Here is an 18,097-nt window from a genome sequence, read left to right as displayed (position 1 = left end):
GCGCGGCGCGGGTGGTCCGCGATCAGGGCCAATGGAGTTTTTCGTTGGCCGCCTGGCGGGCGTCTACCAATAGCGAGTGGGTCTGGTGCCGCTGACGGAGAAAAGCCTGGGCGCTCGTCTCAGCCGCTGGTCAAGTGAGTTGGTGGAGAGCTTTCGCGAATGGCTTAGCGGCCCCTATTACGGCCTGAAGGAAGCGACTGACGCGGCATTCGAGTTCCTTGAGTCCCAGCACCGATTTGAGAAAGTCACACCTCTATCGAACCAGAGGGACATCTTTGGCAGATGGACCAGGGGGCCTCTCACCCTCGAGGTCAAAGTGGATCAGAGAGACGGGCCGCAGTTGTACTTCTCACTGGAGCAGGACTGGTCCAGGGGAAGAGCGTATGACTTCCGCAATGTTGTGCTTCTCCTGGAGCATGGCACTCTCTCAAGGCTGGACAGTCGCCGGCGAATGGACGCCTTCAGGGACATGGAAGCGGGTTCCCCCGTTGAAGTATTGCAGCGGTATGCCGGGCTCCTACGGAAGTATCAAGACAGGATTCTTGGCGATGAAATCGGCGTGTTCTCCCTTCTGGAGAGCGAGTATCGGATCATCGAAGGATAGGGTTGCCCGCCGACTGCACTTGCCGCGCGAATGCTTGCGCCGGCGCAACTGCGATCCGGATACCACGATGTCAGGAGCGCCATGACCCCGCCCCGCCACACCCTCCTGAGGGATCTCCAGTCAGGTCCCTTGCTGGACCTGGTCCTGGTGATGGCGGTGCTGAGCGTGCTGCTGATCCGCTTCTGGCTTCACCTGACCGGTTACCCTCTAGTTGGCGGCGACAACCTGCACATCGCGCACATGCTGTGGGGCGGGTTGCTGATGCTGGCGGCTCTGGTGCTGCTGCTGGCCTTTCTCGACAACCGCGCCCGCCGGCTGGCGGCGGTTCTCGGCGGCATCGGCTTCGGCACGTTCATCGACGAGGTCGGCAAGTTCATCACCAGGGACAACGACTACTTCTACGAACCCGCCGTGTCGGTGATCTACGTGGTGCTCGTGCTCTTCTACCTGGCCGGCCGCTCGCTCGCCCGGCGGCAGCAGGCCAACCCGACCGAGAACCTCATCAACGCCCTGCGGAGCACCGGCGAATTCGTCACCGACGATCCCGAGCGGGGCGAGCGGGCGCGGACGTTGTCGTACCTCGATGCCAGTGGCGACACGGGCCCGGTGGCCACCGCGCTGAGGGCCGCCCTGGCGGACGCCCCGACGACCGCTGATCGCCGCGCGGGTCTGCTGCTTGGTGTCACCCACCGCGTCGTCGGTGCCTACCGCACCGTCGGGGCGAGCCGCTGGTTCGGCTGGGTTCTGGTCGCGTACTTCGCGCTTCAACTGGTGGCCGCGGTCCTCAGGCTGGCCCTGTTCGTGCCCTGGCTCGCGCCTCGTCCGGTGTTCCTGGCCAACGTGCCGCTGGTGACCCCGCTGCCACCCGATCCTGACCAGTTCGCCGTCGCGGACTGGCTGCAGCTGTCCAGCAGCGTGCTGGCCGGAGTATTCGTGGCCCTCGGCATGGTCGCGGTGTTCCGGGATCGCATGCACGCGCTGCGGATGTTCATGCGCGCGACCGTCATCAACCTGTGCATCACCCAGGCTTTCCTGTTCTATCGCGTTGAATGGCTGGGACTGGGGGCGCTGGTCCTGAATCTCCTGATACTGGCGGGGCTGCGATTTGCGATGGACCATGAGCCGGGGGCTTTGGTTGCCCGACGTTGAAGACGTATCCGCACGCTGTCCTCACTCGCCGGTCGCGGTGAACGCCGCCCAGTAGAACGGATGCGTGCCGCGACCGTCGGCCCGGCGCGCGCGCAGGATCTCCCGCGACGCTTGCTGTACCGCGAGTCCCGCAACGGTCGTGCCGCGCACGCGGGCCCGGTGCAGGGCCGTCATCCACTCGCTCGTGGCGTCGTCGTCAACGGCCCACTGGCTGGCGATGACGGCGCGGGCGCCGGCCAGGCGGAACGCTCTCGTCAGCCCGAGCACGCCCTCGCGGTTCCAGTTGGCAGCCACGCCCGATTCGCAGGCGGAAAGCACGACCCAGTCGGTGCCGCGCAGGTCGAGAGTCGCCACCTCGCTGGCGGTGAGCAGGCCCTCGTTCTCGTCGATGCCTGCGGCTGCAGCGTTGGCGCCCGCCAGCGCCAGCACCACGCGGCGGCCGAGCCAGGGCGACATCGGCAGGCTGGCGGCCGCGGGCTCCGGGCGTGCCTCGGCTATCGCAGCCAAGCCGCCCACGCCCCGTTTGTTCGGTGCCGTCCCGGCGGCGCAGAGATCGTCGAGGTCCACCGCGTGCGTGGCCACATGGATCACGCCGCGGCCGGGAGCCAGCCGCTTGAAGGCAGCTTCCACAGCTGCGGCGCCACGCAGCACCTGAACGTCGTCGCCGTGCTCGCGGGCGATGGCTTCGATCTCGCGCTCGGTGCCGGGAAGCGGTGTGAACTCGAGCGGCTGGCCGGCGCGGCAATCGGGCAGGACCGCGCGCGTGGAAGCGATCGTCAGCGGGCGTGGCCCGGCCGGTGCGGCAGCGGGCTGCGCCGCTCCATCGGTGCTCCCGAAGTCCACGCCGCCGACCGCGAGCAGGCCCGAAGCGCGGGGGCCAGCTTCGTTGCGCAGCAGGTCGCGCTCCGCCTCGAGCTCGCGGACGGTGGGCCCGCGCTCGACGAGGTAGGTATCGTTGCCCGCCGGAAGCGCCGCCCACGGCAGGCGGTGCAAAAGCCCGTCGGTCACAATGACGATCTCGCCGGCTTCGCCGGCCAGGGGCGCGATGACGTCCCAGGTCAGCTCGCTCAGCCGGCGGCCGGCCTCGCGGCACGCGAGCTCGGCACCGGGCTTGCCCTGGGGAGAGCGGCCAGCTAGGTCACGCCACAGCGCCAGGGCGGTCTCGATACGTTTGCTGGGTCCCAGGTCGCGCAGGTGCACGCGGCGCCGCGTGTCGAGCACAAACGCCGCCAGGCGTTCCGGCCTTCCGCGCTGGCGCACGGTCGCGAATGCCGCCAGCGCCGTGCCGGGCCGCAGCGCCGCGCGCACGGCGGCCAGGCTGGCCCCGCCGGCAGCCGAGTCGCCCTGCTCGCGCGCGCGCGGCGCGACCTTGGCCCAGCGGCGTTCTGTATCGTCGGCCCGCGCCCGCAGCTTGGCCAACTGCGCCTGCGTAGCGTCGTCCGCTTCGCCGGCCGCGCGCACCTCGAACTGCGCCAGGCGCCGCGTGGCCGTCATCCAGGCGGCGTGGGCACGCAGCGCGGCCGTGTCGCGCGAGGCTTCCGACGGCGGGCGCCGCCGCATCACCTCGTCGCGCACCAGGCCACGCCAACGGATCAGCTCGTCCCAGGCCGCTGCCGCCTCGCCGTGGCCCTCGAGGGTCAGGGCCAGCAGTGCGTCGAGCGATGTCGAGTGTACACCGGACAGGGTCAGGCCCTCGCGGTCGGGCAGTGCGTGCAGGTCGCGCAGCAGCAGCGTGCGCGACAGCGCGGCTCCGGCGCGCGTCCGGGCGACCGCGTCGTCGACGCGGCCGATGCGAGCCAGGGCCAGGCCTCCGTCGGCCAGGGCCCAGGCCTCGATGTCCGTGCCCCGCAGGTCGTGTTCGTCGAGCGTGCGGGTCAGTGCCGAATCCTGACGCACCACCGCCTGGCGGTCCCCCAGGTCGGCCAGGAGGCTCATCCGGATCCGTTGCGCTTCGGCGACCTGTTTCCAGTTGCATTCCGGTTCCGCCAGTTCGGCGGCCTCGGCCGCTTCGATCAGGTCGAGCGCCGCGCGCGGATCGCTGTCCCTGAGGATCTCGGCCAGGCCTGCACGCGCATCGGTCAGCGCGCCCGTGGTCGTGAGCGATTCGCCGGCCTCGAAGCGGCGGCAGACGCTGCGGAACCGGGCTGCTGCTTCGGCCGTGTCGCCGAGCGCCGATTCGGTCGTGGCCAGCGCCACCTCGGCCCAGAGGGTCTCGCGATGGTCCAGTCCGAGTTGCTCCTGATAGACGGCCAAGGCCTCGCGGAGCAGGCGGTTGGCGCGCACCGGTTCCCCAACCTCGGTCAGCTGGATCCCCAGGTTGGTCCGCTGCAGGGCGAGGTTGGCGGGATTGATGCCGGGAACCGTCTCGGCGATCTCCAGCGCCTGCTGCGTGAGGTCGATCGCACGGGAAATGTCGCCGCTCCTCATCTCGAACAAGCCCGCCCGCTGCAGGCCCATGCTCATGGCCGGGTGGCGCGGACCCTTGCGCGCCTCGTACTCGCGAAGCGCGTCGTCCAGGCTGGCCCGGGCACCGTCGAGGTCGCCCTCATACTCGAGCAGCCAGGCGATCTCGCAATGGAAATCGCCGATGCGGCGATCCGCCTTGATCTCGCAACGCAGGCGCGTCTCGAGGCCAGCCCGCATGGTCGTCAGCGCCGAGTCGAGATAGCCAAGGCTCATCTGGGCACTGCCCAGCCGGTAGTAAGACTCGGCCACCTCCTCATGAATGTCGCCGTAGCAGGCGCGGCGCAGGTTCATGGCCCGGTGCGCGTGGCCCAGCGCAAGGTCCGAGCGATTCTGGTCGTCGAGAATCAGCGACAGCACATCGTGAGCGTCGGCTCGCACCAGGTTGTGCTCCCGGCCGCCCGCCGGCAGCAGGACCAGCGCTTGCCGCGCCGAGCGCACCGCCACCGAATCGGCCAGCGACCGGCGCGCCGCCCGGGCGCGCGACAGGCAGACCAGCGCGGTCGCATGCTCGAGGGGGTCGGCGCTGTCGGCGCCGCGCAGTTGCGCGCAGGCCGTCTCGGCCAGCGAGTCGGCGCGCGCGTAGCGTCGGTTGTCGAAGGCGTGGCGCGAGGCCGCGATCAGTTCGGGCACGGTCACTGGCACCGCGGGCGCAGTCTCGGTCCGGGCCGTATCCGGTCCGATCACCAGGCACGCGAGGGTTGCCAGCAGAATACGACGGGACATGTCACCCTACTCCCCGGTATGGAGCTTACCCAGGCAGGATACTCAGGGAATATGATAATAGATCTCGGATTCAATCGGTACGGTTTTCGCTGGGTAACGGGGCGCCCACACGGGCCGCCGGCGTGGAAGCGGCCGCACCTGGACCTGGCGCGGCCGCTCCCCGACACGTCCCGCAGCCGCCTTGGGCCGGGGCACCTGCGATCCGCGCGGGGCTACCGCACGATCGTCAGCCTCCGGGCACCCAGCCGCCGGTCGCCCAGGTCCAGGCTGACGAAGTAGACGCCGGCTGCCACCTGGCGGCCGCCGGCGTCGCGCGTGTCCCAGCGCGCCTCGAAGCGGCCGGCGGGCATGTGCCCAAGGTCCACCTGGCGCACACGCCGGCCGCGCAAGTCGAAGACCGAGTAGCGCACGTCGGCGTCCTCGGCCAGCGAGAACGAGAGCGTCGACTCGCTCCCGGTCGGGTTGGGGCCGATCGAATGGAAGATGCTCACGCGCGCTTCGGACGCCACATCCGAGGTGGCCGGGAAAGCCAACGTGCCGACGCCGCTCGTGACGCTGCCGCAGCCGTTGGTCACGACCAGGCGGTAGGCGCCCTGGTCGGCAAACACGACGTTCGCAATGGTGAGCACCTGGGTCTGCGCGCCCGTGATCGTCGACCCGTAGGCGCCGGTGCCGTTGACCAGAGGCACGTTGTTGTGCGTCCACTGGTAGGCCAGGCCCGGGAAGCCGCCGCCTGCCGCGGCCGAGAAGACCACCGTGGCGCCGGGGCTGACCGTCTGCGAGAACGGCGTCGGGTTCAGCGAGATCCAGGGCACACCGGTCTCGGTGTAGCGAGCCCAGTGCGGCGTGTAGGTGGTGCCGCCCTGCACGCTGACGAAGTCGCCGCCCACATGCACCTCGTTGAACAGCGACCCCAGGGCCCTTGCCGCCGTGTTGGTGCCGCCATTCGCATCGTGCCAGGCAGCACCGTCCCACCAGGCCACGTTGTTGGCGCTGACGCCGCCGATGGCCGTGAAGGTGCCCGCCGCGTAGAGCCGCGCGCCGTTGGTCCTCAGCGCGCGCACGCCGATGGAGTTCGTCCCCCCGAAGCCCAGGTTGAAGTAGTTGGCACCGTCCCAGCGCGCGATGTTCGGGCTGCCGGCCAGGCCGGCGAACTGCCCGCCGATGATCAGGCTGCCGTTGAAGACCTCCAGCGCGTAGACGGTGCCCGCGAAAAAGCCGCCGACCGGCACCCAGCTCGTGCCCGTCCAGCGGGCCAGGCCACCGGTGGAACTGCCGCCCGCCGTGGTGAACGAGCCGCCGGCATACAGCGAGCCGTTGAACTCCTTCAGGGCGTAGACGGCGCCGTTCATGCCGCCAAGGGCGGTGAGGTTCTCCCAGACGTCGGTCGTTTCGTTCCAGCGCGCGATGCGCGAGACCGCATTGGCGCCCGACATCGTGAAACTGCCGCCGGCATAGGTGAAGCCGCCCGAGCGCTCGATGGCGTACACGCTGAAGTCGAAGCCGGCGCCCATCGCCTCCCAGGCCGGCGGAGGGAAGCCGCCGAACGGGGACTCGCGCCAGCGGGCGACGCGCGGCGCCCCGACACCGCCGGCCGTCGAGAAGAGGCCGCCGGCGATCAACTCGTACGAGCCGTTGATACCGGGGTACTTGAACGACTCCAGGGCGTAGACGATGCCGTCCATGCCGGTGCCGAAAGCCGACAGCGGGCCTCCGTTCCAACCGGCGATGTTGTTGGCCGTGACGAGCGACTGCGTCGGCTGCACGAACGAGCCGCCGGCGACCAGCCGCCCGTTGTAGGCCACGAACGCCGCCACGTAGTTCGCCGTGCCGCCTCCGAACGGCGCCCAGCTGGTGCCGTTCCAGTGCGCGATATCGTTGGCCGGTACCCCCGCGTCACTGAAGGCTCCCACGGCAATGAGTTCGCCGCGGTACGACGTCAGATCGTAGACCACGCCGTTGGTGCCGGGGCCGCGGGCCTGCCAGGCCGAGCCGCCCGGCGGCCAGAAGGCCACCCGGCTGGCGGGGGTGCCGCCGGCGACAGTGAAGGAGCCGCTGATGCAGATGCCCTCGTGGATGGCGATGCTCCAGATCGTGGAGCTGCCCGACGGGTTGCTCACACCGCCCTGGAAGGCGTGGAAGGAACTCCCGTTCCAGCCGGCGAAGTTGTGGCAGGTGACGCCGTTGATGTCGAGGAACCCGCCGGCGATCAGCAGCTCGCCCGCGAACACGTCCAGATCGTAGATGCCGCCGGGGTCGGTGCCGTCGGTGATGGTGGTCCATGGCGCGGCGCCGCTGCCATGCGTGATGTGGATGGCGCTGCCGGTGCCGCTGCTGGTGCTCGCCTTCCAGCCCGCGGCGTAGAGCTCGCCGTTGTACTCGGCCAGCGCCTGCACGGCGGTGTTCGTCTGCGAGCCGAAATCGGCCTGGTTCACGTCCTCCCACTTGAACGAGCCGGGAATCCAGCGCGCGATGAAGTGCGCCGGGTCACTGCCGGGAATCACGAACTGGGTGATGAAGGTGCCGGCGATGTAAAGCGAGCCGCCGTAGACGATCATGTCGTACACGTCGCCCGTGTTCGTGGCCGACAGGTTTTCCCAGGTGGTGCCGGTCCAGCGCTGGACGGTCTCGTCGAACGTGCCCTCGTTGTTGTCGCCGTTGCAGCCGGCCACGACCTCGCCGTTGAACACGGCGAGGCAGTAGACGATGCGCGCGATGCCGCTGCCGAACGGCTGCCACTGCGCCGTCGACGGGTCGTACTGTGCCACGTTGTTCGCGGTCACGCCGCCGATCGAGTTGAAACTGCCCGCCACCACCAACCGCTCCAGCAGCGGCCCGGCGCCGTCGGGGTCCCACGTAATGGAATCGTAGATGACGCCGTCCGCGCCGTTGGGCAGGGTGCCGTCGTCCAGCGGGCCCTGAATCCAGTCTTCGCATTGGGCCGAGCCCGCCGCCGGTAGCAGACTGACCACCGCGAGCGCCGCCAGCGTCAGCGCCCCCGCAGACTTCATTCGCCAAGTCATGGGTTCCCCCTCGATGACACAGGTTGGTGGCCGGGCCGTAGCGCCCCGGGCAGTGGGGGCTGGCGGCGCCAGGCTGTATCGTGTTATCGAGGAGTCATACGCTCTGGCATGCCGAAGCGAACAGGGTGGCGTTCCGGGTCCCGGCTACCGGTGGCCGGTCGTGTCGGCGGTGTGACCGGGGTGCCTGCCTCAGGTATATTATCGTGATCCGACGGCCCGGCCCTATTACTCGGCAACATGGTCGGCGGCGCGCGGTTCACCACGGCCCGTCGGCCGTGACCTTGAAGAATGAACCGCCCTCCAGCCGATACAACCCCAGGTGGCCGCCGGCCCAGATGCGGCCATCCCGATCCTCGAAGGTGCACTGGATGGCGCCGCTGTCCAGGCCCTGTCCCTTGTGGAAATTCGCGAAGGACTTCCCATCGTACCGGTACAGGCCGGCGTTCTCGGCGGGGAACCAGATGTTGCCCGCACGATCCTCGTAGAGATCCCAGACTTCCGTCCCTTGCAGGCCTTCCTGCACCGTCACGTTGGTGAACGTCGTGCCGTCGAAGCGGCAGACGCCGTCATAGGGCGTCGCGAACCAGATGTTCCCTTCGCGGTCTTCCAGGATGTCGTTGATGGCGTCGTCGCACAGGCCGTCCTTTTCCGAGTAATTGCGCAACGATGTGCCGTCATACCGGTACGCGCCGCCGCCGGTGGCGAACCACAGGTTCCCGGCGCGGTCCTCCATGATGCTGTAGACCATGTTCGGGCCCGAGACGCCGCGGCCCGGGTCGGTCGCCGCCGGTGGCAGGGCGAAGGGGACGAAACGCTTGCCGTCGAAGCGGCACGCTCCGCCGAAGGTGCCTGCCCAGATCGTCCCTTTGCGGTCGATCAGGAGACTCCAGACGTCGTCATGGCTCAGCCCGTCCTCGACGGTGAAATTCACGAACACGGTCCCGTCGTACCGGGTGACGCCGCCGGACGTCGCGAACCAGACGTTGCCGCCCTTGTCCCCGACGATGCCGCGGACCGCGTCGCCGCCGAAGCCCTGCCGGGTCGAGTAGTAAGTGAGCAGCGGGCGCTCGTAGACGCACACCCCGTCGCCGTTCGTGCCGAACCACAGGTTGCCTTTCGTGTCCTGGAAGATCCGGCGAACGAATTCGCTGATGGCGCCCGTACCGGGCTTGCGGGCCACGAACTGCGCCTGTGCGGATGTGGCCGTGCCTGCCAGCAGGAGAACCGTGGCGACGGTGGCGATGGTACGGTTGAGCAAGTGCGGGCTCCTTTGTCGTGTGCTCCACGGGGGAATTCGGGGTAACGCCGCGGGGGGCGTGCGGGTTCCCCGGGGGCGGGGCAGGTCGATTGACATCCGGGCCGCCGTCTGGGAATACTCGCGCGGTGTCAGGGGGCGCTTCGCGGCTGCAGCGAGGGGACGGTGGCGTGCCTATTCCATTCTCTATCTCCGGACCGATGAGGTCCATCGTCATCATCGCACTCGCAACAGCCGTGCTCCTGGTGCCGCCGGCTTCCGCCATCGCCGCCAGCGCGGCCCCTCTGGTCCTGGGCGGCGAAGACGAACAGGAGGGCATGCTCCTCTCGCCGGAACAGGTCGAGGAGGGACCGGACGGCAATCTCTACGTCCTGGATACCGGCGATGCCACCATCAAGGTCTATGGGCCCACCGGGGAATACCGGTACCGGCTCGGTGGCGAGGGCGAAGGCCCGGGGCGATTCCAGCGTGCCGACGGCGCGAGCTTCGGCTTCATCGGGAAAGACCGGATCTACTTCGCGGAATACTACGGCGGGCACCACTGGCTGACGATCATGAAGCTGAACGGCGACCTGGTGCGCGTGCTGTCGCCGCAGCTGGACGTGGCCTTCGGCGTGGCGGCAGCCAGCCCGCTGCGCGGCGGAGGGTTCCTGGTCCAGTTCGGCTTCAACGTGGTGGCACACGCGAAGGACAGCTATTTCCTCTACGACACCCCGCGGTCACTCGCCCGCATCGACAGCCTGGGTGCGGTCGTCTCGACCATCGTGAAGACGAGCGACACCAGGTCGATCTCCACGTTGCCCAACGGCGGGGAATCGAACCTGCCGTTCACGCCCGGCTTCCACTGGCTGCCGCTGGACGACGATGAGGTGCTCTGGACCAACGGCATGAGCCCCCGGCTCCGCGTGCTCGATCACGCCGGACGGCTCGTCCGCGAGATCGAAACGCAGCTGCCCGGGCCTGTGCCTGTTTCCAGCCAGGAACTGGGACGCTGGCGAGCGGAGCACAAGGAGCTCGTGGCTTCCCGGTACCCCGACTGGTGGAACCGATACGGCCGCGTCATCGAGTCCTATGACAAGCCGCTCTACGACAAGCCCATCATCGAACGGATTTCCCGCACGCCGGGCGGCCTGCTGCTCATCGAAGGGCCCCCTGATTCCGGGTCGGCCCTGTCGAGCTACCGGTTGATCAATGACCGCGGCGAGATCCTGGCCCGGACGACGACGCTGGCCCGCGGGCTGCATCTTTCCGCACACTACGTGCTGTACTTCACGACCGATGAAGATGGGGCCGTGAGTGCCCATGCTGCGGTGCGGGCAGCCGACGAGGCTGCGGCGGTGGCGCAGTTCAGGTAGATCGTGGTCGGCCGGGTGTTCCCCGGGCCGGTTGTGAACAGATGACCGTGCCAGTGAGTCGCTGGCGCCGGCGCAAGTCGCGAACGGTCAGGTCTCACGCGATCGCGAGACTTGTGCCGGCGCAAGTGGGGCGCCGAATCTCGTCTATCTCTCCGCACCCATCTGTCGGTCCTGTCAATTCTCCGGTGTGCAGTATACAGAACAGACGCAAATAAAAACCGATAAAAGCTTGCGCAAAAATAGATTATCGCTATATTTACGCCTTCAATAAAAGCCTCAAATTCCTCCCGGAAACCGAGGTCATCATGCCCAACACAGCCCTGACCGCATTCACCCCGGGCCTGCCCGCCACTGAGGTCGACGCCGCCTTGCGCCAGGCCGTCGACGTGTGCGATCGCGCCCGCGAGTGCGCGGTGCTCTGGTTCGCCGAAGTGCAGCGCCGGGAGCTCTATCGGGGCCTGGGCTTCGCCTCGCTCCAGCTGTATGCAACCGAGGGACTCGGCTTCACCGACAACCGCTACTGGCAGTTCAAGCGGCTCGCCGACGACCTCGAGCGCCTGCCCGTCCTGAAGGAGGCGGTGGCGTCGGGTCAACTCGGCTGGACCAAGGCGACGCAGGTGGCGCGGGTGGCGACGCCCGCCACCGAGGAGGCGTGGGTCGCCAAAGCTGCGACCACGGGGCGGCGTGAACTGGCGTGCGCGGTGCAGCAGGTGTGCCGGCGTGAGGCCGCTGCCCGTTCGTCGACGTCGTCGAAGTCATCGACATCGGCAGGGCCGCTGTTCGCGGAACCCGCGGCGATGCCGCGCGAGCCCCTGCCCGCCACCATCACCCTGCGGGGCGATGGCCTGCAGGTCGCGCGCTTCGAGGCGCTGCTCGAGAAGGCCCACAAGCTGGGGTTGATGGCGAACGGCGCTGACCGCATGGATGCCGTGCTGGCGGGACTCGAGGCGCTGGTCGCCGGTCAAGGTGCGACGATGGCCGGGCCCACGACGCAGATCGTCATCCACCAGTGCCCCGATTGCGGCAGCGCGGCGGCGGTGACGCAGCGTGGCGAGCTTCCACTTGCGCCGGCGCAAGTGGCGGCGGCGGCGTGTGACGCGCGGGTGCGACGCGCCGGCGGGGTGAACAAGGCCACCATCCCCCCGAAGGTGCGCGCTGCGGTGCTGGCTCGTGATCGCCATCGCTGCACGTCGCCGGGATGTCGTTCGACGCGATTCCTGGAAGTGCACCACCTCACGCCGCGTGCGCACGGCGGGTCGAACAGGGCGGAGAACCTGGTCACGCTGTGCGGCCGTTGCCATCGCCATGCGCACGAAGGCGCGGGGGCACTTGCGCCGGCGCAATTCGAGCACCGACAAGGCGAACCTTCACATACCTTGGCGCCTGCTTCGCCGATGCCGGCTGCCCCGTGACCACGGCGTTGGCGGCGCGGCTCAGCCTGCTGCGCTGAGCGCGCGGGGAATTGACAGTCACGGGGCGCGTCCCGTACGTTCCCGGTAGTCAGGGGCAAGAGGGATGGTCCTCGGGAATGGTTCGATACGGCGCGGTGATCCGTAGTGTTCTGGTATTGTCTTCGGTATTGGCTGTCGCGTTTCTGCTGAATGGCTGCTCCGGGAACATGACTGGCCAACCGGATGCGTCGGGCTCCGTTGCCTCCGCCGTGATCGGCGTCGAGGGTGGTGAGCTCAGGTTCGACACCCATTGCGTCCTGCTGGTGGCGTCGGGCGCCGTCGGTGCCGACGGCAGGTTCTCCATCCGCGAAGCCACCCAGGTGCCGCCGCCGCCGGACGGGTGCCGCCGGTTCGGGCCGGCCTACCTCATCGCCGGGCCCGCCCTCGAGGCGTCGCTGCCGGCCGGCGTTGCCATCCTGCCTGCGTACGACCGCATCAATGATCCCGAGAACCTGATGTACCTGCCGGCGCGGCTGAGCCGGCTGGACGGCGACAACCGCTGGTCGACCGTACCGGACAGCGGCAGTCCGTTCGGGCTCTTCCTGAACGGATGCACAGATGCGCTGGGTACGTTTGCCGTGCACGTGGACACGACCACGGGTCAGGTGGGCGAGGTCCAGGCCTACGTGAAGCTGTGGATGCGGGCGGTGTGGAGCGACGGCGCGACGCAGCCCACCTGGTCCAGCACGGCTCTCGCCCAGTTCTATGACCCTGTCCTTATGGACCCGCGTGTCGATGCCGGCGGCGACCTCAGGATCGGCGCGTTGACCCTGACGCCTTACGGCCCGGGTTTCATCGCGACGAGCCAACGGCCTGAATTCGAAGCCGGCGAATCGTACAGGTTGCAGGTGCCCGGGGGCGCCGAGGTTCCCGCACTGGACATTGACCTGAAGTACCTGAACGAGGCGCCGGTGCTGACATCGCCTGTCGCGCCCGGAACGGAGGTCAGCCGGGCCACCGGTTTCACCGTCACCTGGGAAGGTACCGGGCCCGGGTTCACCTGGCTTCTGGTGTATGGCACCGGACGCGAGGGCTTCGTCTCGTTCGGCGGGGCGACGGCAAACGATGGGCAGTACGTCGTCACCCCGGAAGACCTGGCCGACTTCGATCCCGGCGCTGGACTGACGGTGTTCCTGCAGCAACTCCGATTGCGGTCGCTGTCGGGCGACGGGTTCACCGCGAACAGCACGTACTCCGTGGAGATCAGTTCAGTGGCGCATGTGGTGGTGCGGTAGGAACGTGCGTGGCGAATGGTGGTTTATTTTTCGATTTCCCTCATGTAATCTGGGTAGATGGACAACCTCTCCCCGGCATATCTTTCTGCCCTCGCTGTCCAGATCGGCGGCCTGAGCGCGTTTCTGGGGGGATTCGCGGCAACATTCCTCGGCACGCTTCTGGCGCGGCGCGCCGACGGGAAGACAGCCTCCTTGTCCATCGGGTTTGCCGTCAGTTCCTCGGTGGCCTTTGTCGTCACGGTCGTAGCCTCAACCGCTCTTGTCGCGGGCTTGCACCCGGAAGCACCATCCGCAGCGCCCGCAGCCGGGGCAGGCGCTGCGCGCGTGCTGCTCGTCCTCGGTTTCCTTTTCGGGCTCTACTCCCTGCTTGCCAGCCTCGCCCTCAGCGGGTGGGCCCGGTCGCGCGGCACGGGGCTGACGACCACCATCGCATCCGGTATCGGCATTGTCCTTGTCACGCTGATGGTCGTCGGCATCAACTGAGCCGGTTCGATGGTGCGATCGACACCGGGCCCCGACCGCCGCGCAAGTGGGGTGCTGAGGGGCGGCCGTCACTTCAAACAGTCGCCTGCCTCCGCGGCAGCCTTCGCCAGATCACGAAGCTCGACACCGCGAGCACGGCCGCGAACACGGCGATGGTCAGGTACGGCGAGACCCACTGCGCCACCCATCCCGCCAGGAACGAGCCCAGCGGCAGCGAGCCCCCGAAGCCCACCGACCAGATGCCCATGATGCGCCCGCGCAGCGAGTCGTCGACACTCGTCTGCACGAGCGTGTTGCTGGTCGACATGAACATCACCGCGCCGAAGCCGGCCACCGCCAGGCCCGCGCCCATGGGTACCACGTGCCGCGTGGCGGCGACCATGAACGCGCCCAGGCACAGCAGCCAGACACCGCCGAAGACCTGCAGTCGCGACGTCTCGGAGGCGGTGCGACCGGCCACCACCAGCGCACCGGCAATGGCGCCGACGCCGAACATCGCCATGAGCAGGCCGTACTCCCATTCGCCCAGGTGCAGCAGGTCCTGCGCGATGGCCGGCATGAGCGTCTGGCAGGCCCAGCCGAAGGTTCCCATCAGGCAGAGCAGCAGCATCAGGATGCGCACGCGGCGGTTGCGGTGCACCTCGCGGAAGCCCTCGAGCAGGTCGTGCCAGTGGCTGGTCAGGTGCGGTGGCGGCCGGTGCGGCGGCAGCTTCAGGCGCAGCAGAGAGACGGTGACGATCAGGTAGCTGATCGCATCGAGCAGGAAGCACCAGCCGGCGCCGACCGCGGCCATGATGAGACCGGCGATCGCGGGGCCGATCACGCGCGAGGAATTGACGAGCACCGAGTTCAGCGCGACGGCGTTGAGCAGGTGCTCGCGGCCCACGATGTCGCTGACGAAGGCCTGCCGCGAGGGCACCTCGAAGGCGAAGGCGATGCCGCCGACGGTGGCCAGCGCCATCAGGTGCCAGGGCTCGGCCCAGCCGGTCAACACCAGTATCGCGGTGGCCGCCGACGAGGCCGAGGCCAGCAGCTGCGTGAGGATGACCATCTTCCGCTTGTCGACGCGGTCGGCGATGGTACCGGCCAGCGGCGAGAGCAGGAACATGGGCAGCAGCGCCAGGCCCATCACCGTGCCGAGCATGGCGCGCGAGCCGGTCATCTCGTAGATGACCCAGCCGAGGGCCGTGCGGCGGACCCAGGTGCCGATCATCGAGGCGGTCTGCCCCAGGTAGTAGGTGCGGAAGTTGGGCACCTGGAGCGACGAGAAGGTGGTGTGCAGCCAGGCGCGGCGGCGATTGGACGCAGCGGACGCCGGCGGCTGGGGTGTGTCGTCCGTGGTCACGGCTTTTCCGGCCCTGCCGCGCCGGCGGTGCCCGTGGCGGCCAGCTTTTCGGTGACGACGGCCCTCGCGCGCTCGCGAAGAGCCGCGCCGCCGGGGCGTCCTGAAGGAGTACGCGCCGTGAGCTCGGCGGCGGCGGCATCGAGGGCGGACAGGACATCGGCCGCCACGGCGGCGATGCGCGCGTCCAGGGTGGATTCGGCGGCTGCCAGGTAGGTCTCGCCGTAGATCGACTGCTCGGCATTGTCGACGAACAGCAGGGCGGCCCGGCCCGTGCCCGTCCGCATGGTGATGGCCGTGATGTCGAGGTTCGCCGGCGTGCCGTCGGCCTCGAGGACCGTGAGTCGCGTGTAGGCCACCGGGCGCGGCACCGCCCGCACGTCGCGGGCCACCACGCGATCGAGCAGCTGCGCCGGCGCAAACCCCGGGTCGACGGTGCGCAACCGGTCCTGCAGTCCCGCGAACTCCGGCTCGCGCTGCTCCTGCCGGAAATACAGGGCGTGCAGGCGGTCGTAGATGCGTCCGGCAGCCAGGTCCGTGGCGGCGCCTGGTTCACTGAGCGTGAACACGCCGGGCGCCTCGCGGTGCTGCGCCAGCGCCTCGACGTTCTCGGCCATGCGGCTCGCAACACCGGTCGAATGCGGTGCGGAGAACTCGAGGTGGAGGTTGTCGTCGGTGTTGACGACGCCCCCGGCGGCGAAGGCCGCGCCGCCCCGGTCGCCGAACTGGAAGAAGTCGAGGAGATCGTCGGCCGTCGCCATGTCGACCCGCGCCAGGGCCTCGCGCAGCTGCGGGCGGGCCAGGCGCCGCTCCAGTTGCCCGCGGTCGAAGGCGAGCGGCCGGTCGCTGCCGACGAGGTGCGCATCGTAGTGCGTGAGCCAGACCTGCGTATGGGGGAAGGCCGTGCGGAAGGTGCGTACGACGGTGGCCAGGTCGTGCGGCGAGAGTTCGTAGATCGGCAGCCACTGCATCATCACGCCGCCGGGTTCGAGCCGGCTGGCCGCCAGGCGATAGTACTCGGCGGTGTAGAGGTAGGCCGAGCCCCGGGTCCAGGGATGCACCGGGTCGGCCGTGATGACGTCGAACCGTTCGCGCGTGGTCAGCAGCCAGTTGCGACCGTCGTTGAACGCGATCTCGAGCCGCGGATCATCCAGTACGTGGTGGTTCCATTCGGCGAACGTGCGCGCCGCCGGCACCACGGCCGGTTCGAGCTCCGCCAGGAGGATGCGCTCGGCCTCCGGATGGAGTGAAACGGCGCCCAGGGTCATGCCCGTGCCGAGGCCCAGGACGAAGACACGTTTCGGGTCGGGATGCAGGAGCATCGGCAGGTGCCCCAGCAGGTACTGGCACTGCACGTCTTCATCCATGTTCGACGCCACGACCTTGCCGTTGACCAGCACCGCCTGGTCGCCGCCCTTGACGCGAATCACGCTGATCGTCGAGTTGGCGCCCTCGTGGTAGTAGAGGATGTCGGTGTTGGCGAGGGCGGCCTGCACCTCCTCGGGCGAGTCGAACGCCGCGCGCTGGTTGTTGCGGTAGATCGCCATGAGATCCTGGTTCCACAGGCGCGCGCCGGCGGGAAGGACCACCGGCACGGCGAGGATCGCGACCGCGGCGACCAGGCCGGCGCGACGGACCGCGGATCGCGCGGATGCCGCGCCGATGACGGCCGCGGCCAGTGACAGGTTCAGGGTCGACAACGCGATCAGCGAGCGTTCGATGCCCCACATCCTGATCAGGAGGAAGCCCGCTGCGAGCGCCCCGAGGATGGCGCCCACGGTATTCCAGGCGAGCACCTCGCCCACGGCGCCGGACGATCGCCTGCGCGTCGACGCATGGACGGTGCCTGCCAGCGGGAACGCCACACCCATGAGGAACGCAGGCAGGACCATGTACGAGAAGGCCGCCGCGAAACCGGTCGCCTGCCGCGCCGCGAACTCGCCCCAGCCCGCCCCGACCAGCGCGCTGGTCAGCCAGGCCGAGTGGCCGGAGAGGTCGCCCAGCAGCCAGGTGACGCCGAGGGCCGCGCAGCCGATCAGGGCCTGCACCGCCGCGAACAGTCGCACGAGACTCTTCGTGCCGCGGCCGGCAGAGCGGCGTCGCATGAACAGGCCGAACGACTCGCTGCCCAGGCCGATGCCCGACAGGAACGCCGCGAGCATCACGGTGAACGCATAGGTGGACGTGCCCAGCGTCGTGCCGAGGGCGCGTGTCCACAGTACCTCGTAGCCGAGGGCGCAGAAGCCGCTGATGCCGATGCCCGCCAGCACGAGCTTCGCACCGGGAGTCGTCACGATCGCGGCGTCCTGCGCCTGATCCTCCGCTGCGCCGTCCGGCATCGCCGCCGACCCGCGCCGCCCGAGCAGCAGTGCTGCCACGGCGACCGTGATGTTCACGAGCACGGCGACAAGGAGCGTGCGCGAGGTGCCCAGTCGCGGCAGGAGCAGGAAGCCGGTCACGACGGCGCCGACCACCGCGCCCAGCGTGTTGAGTCCGTAGAGGAGCGACAGGTGCCCGGCCAGGCCGCCGCCCGCCCCGCGCGCATAACGCGACAGTACCGGCAGCGTGGCGCCCATCAACGTGGTCGGCACGATCATCGCGACGGTGGCCAGGAGGAAGCGGAGCGCGGTGAGGGCGGTGGGGTTGTCCCGGAACGGGCCGGCCAGGGTCACATAGATGGCCGGGTACACCTGCAGCATGCCGTAGGCGGCAAGGGCAGACAGGGCAATGCCCAGTTCGAGCAGGCCGTAGGCGCGCAGCGGCCGCCGCCAGCGATCGGCACGGCGACCGATGAGCCAACCTCCGAGGGCCAGCCCGCCCATGAAGACCGCGAGCACCGTCGAGACCGCAAGGTGGGTGCCGCCGAAGACGAGGCCCTGCTGGCGGACCCACACCACCTGGTAGACGAGCGCGGTGGCGCCCGAGAGCAGGAACAGCAGGTAGAGGGCCGGGCGCATCGGGGGCCTCCCGCAGCAGGCGACGTCGGACGAGGGCGCGGAAACAGTCGTTGA

11 protein-coding genes are annotated in these 18,097 nt (G+C 69.0%); 6 read left to right on the top strand and 5 right to left on the bottom strand.

Annotated elements, in window-relative coordinates; genetic code table 11:
- The first annotated feature begins 85 nt into the window (after positions 1-85).
- Entirely contained in the window at positions 86-604 is a 519-nt protein-coding gene (locus IPG61_05045; protein MBK6733443.1) for a hypothetical protein, read from the top strand.
- An 81-nt stretch (positions 605-685) separates the two neighbouring features.
- A complete protein-coding gene (locus IPG61_05040) occupies positions 686-1,753 on the top strand; it encodes a hypothetical protein (protein MBK6733442.1) in 1,068 nt (355 codons plus the stop codon).
- 21 nt (positions 1,754-1,774) lie between these two features.
- On the opposite strand, the gene IPG61_05035 is transcribed toward IPG61_05040, so the two are convergent.
- The 3 genes from IPG61_05035 to IPG61_05025 form a co-directional block, all read right to left on the bottom strand.
- The gene (locus IPG61_05035; GenBank protein ID MBK6733441.1) at positions 1,775-4,942 is read right to left on the bottom strand and encodes a CHAT domain-containing protein; all 3,168 of its coding nucleotides are present in this window, start codon (positions 4,940-4,942) and stop codon (positions 1,775-1,777) included.
- A 212-nt stretch (positions 4,943-5,154) separates the two neighbouring features.
- A complete protein-coding gene (locus IPG61_05030) occupies positions 5,155-7,965 on the bottom strand; it encodes a hypothetical protein (protein ID MBK6733440.1) in 2,811 nt (936 codons plus the stop codon).
- Between the two features lie 256 nt (positions 7,966-8,221).
- Positions 8,222-9,223: a hypothetical protein gene (locus IPG61_05025; protein ID MBK6733439.1), complete on the bottom strand. Its 1,002-nt coding sequence runs from the start codon at positions 9,221-9,223 to the stop codon at positions 8,222-8,224.
- Positions 9,224-9,420: 197 nt separating this feature from the next.
- Between IPG61_05025 and IPG61_05020 the strand changes: the two genes are divergently transcribed.
- The 4 genes from IPG61_05020 (at position 9,421) to IPG61_05005 (ending at position 13,744) form a co-directional block, all read left to right on the top strand.
- Positions 9,421-10,575: a hypothetical protein gene (locus IPG61_05020; GenBank protein MBK6733438.1), complete on the top strand. Its 1,155-nt coding sequence runs from the start codon at positions 9,421-9,423 to the stop codon at positions 10,573-10,575.
- A 305-nt stretch (positions 10,576-10,880) separates the two neighbouring features.
- On the top strand, positions 10,881-11,987 hold the full coding sequence (locus IPG61_05015; GenBank protein MBK6733437.1) for an HNH endonuclease: 1,107 nt from the start codon (positions 10,881-10,883) through the stop codon (positions 11,985-11,987).
- Between the two features lie 206 nt (positions 11,988-12,193).
- A complete protein-coding gene (locus IPG61_05010; GenBank protein MBK6733436.1) occupies positions 12,194-13,261 on the top strand; it encodes a hypothetical protein in 1,068 nt (355 codons plus the stop codon).
- A 57-nt stretch (positions 13,262-13,318) separates the two neighbouring features.
- Positions 13,319-13,744, top strand: coding sequence for a hypothetical protein (locus tag IPG61_05005; GenBank protein ID MBK6733435.1), 426 nt, complete (start codon positions 13,319-13,321; stop codon positions 13,742-13,744).
- A 73-nt stretch (positions 13,745-13,817) separates the two neighbouring features.
- Here IPG61_05005 and IPG61_05000 read toward each other — a convergent pair whose 3' ends face one another.
- Entirely contained in the window at positions 13,818-15,089 is a 1,272-nt protein-coding gene (locus IPG61_05000; protein ID MBK6733434.1) for an MFS transporter, read from the bottom strand.
- On the bottom strand, positions 15,086-18,043 hold the full coding sequence (locus IPG61_04995) for a fused MFS/spermidine synthase (GenBank protein MBK6733433.1): 2,958 nt from the start codon (positions 18,041-18,043) through the stop codon (positions 15,086-15,088). Before IPG61_04995 ends, IPG61_05000 begins: the two co-directional genes overlap by 4 nt.
- Between the last annotated feature and the right edge of the window lie 54 nt (positions 18,044-18,097).

It is taken from the genome of bacterium, assembly GCA_016703265.1.
Taxonomy (GTDB): Bacteria; Krumholzibacteriota; Krumholzibacteriia; order LZORAL124-64-63; family LZORAL124-64-63; genus CAINDZ01.
Note: the sequence above shows the minus strand (reverse complement) of the source record. Positions and strands in the feature narration are given on the sequence as shown.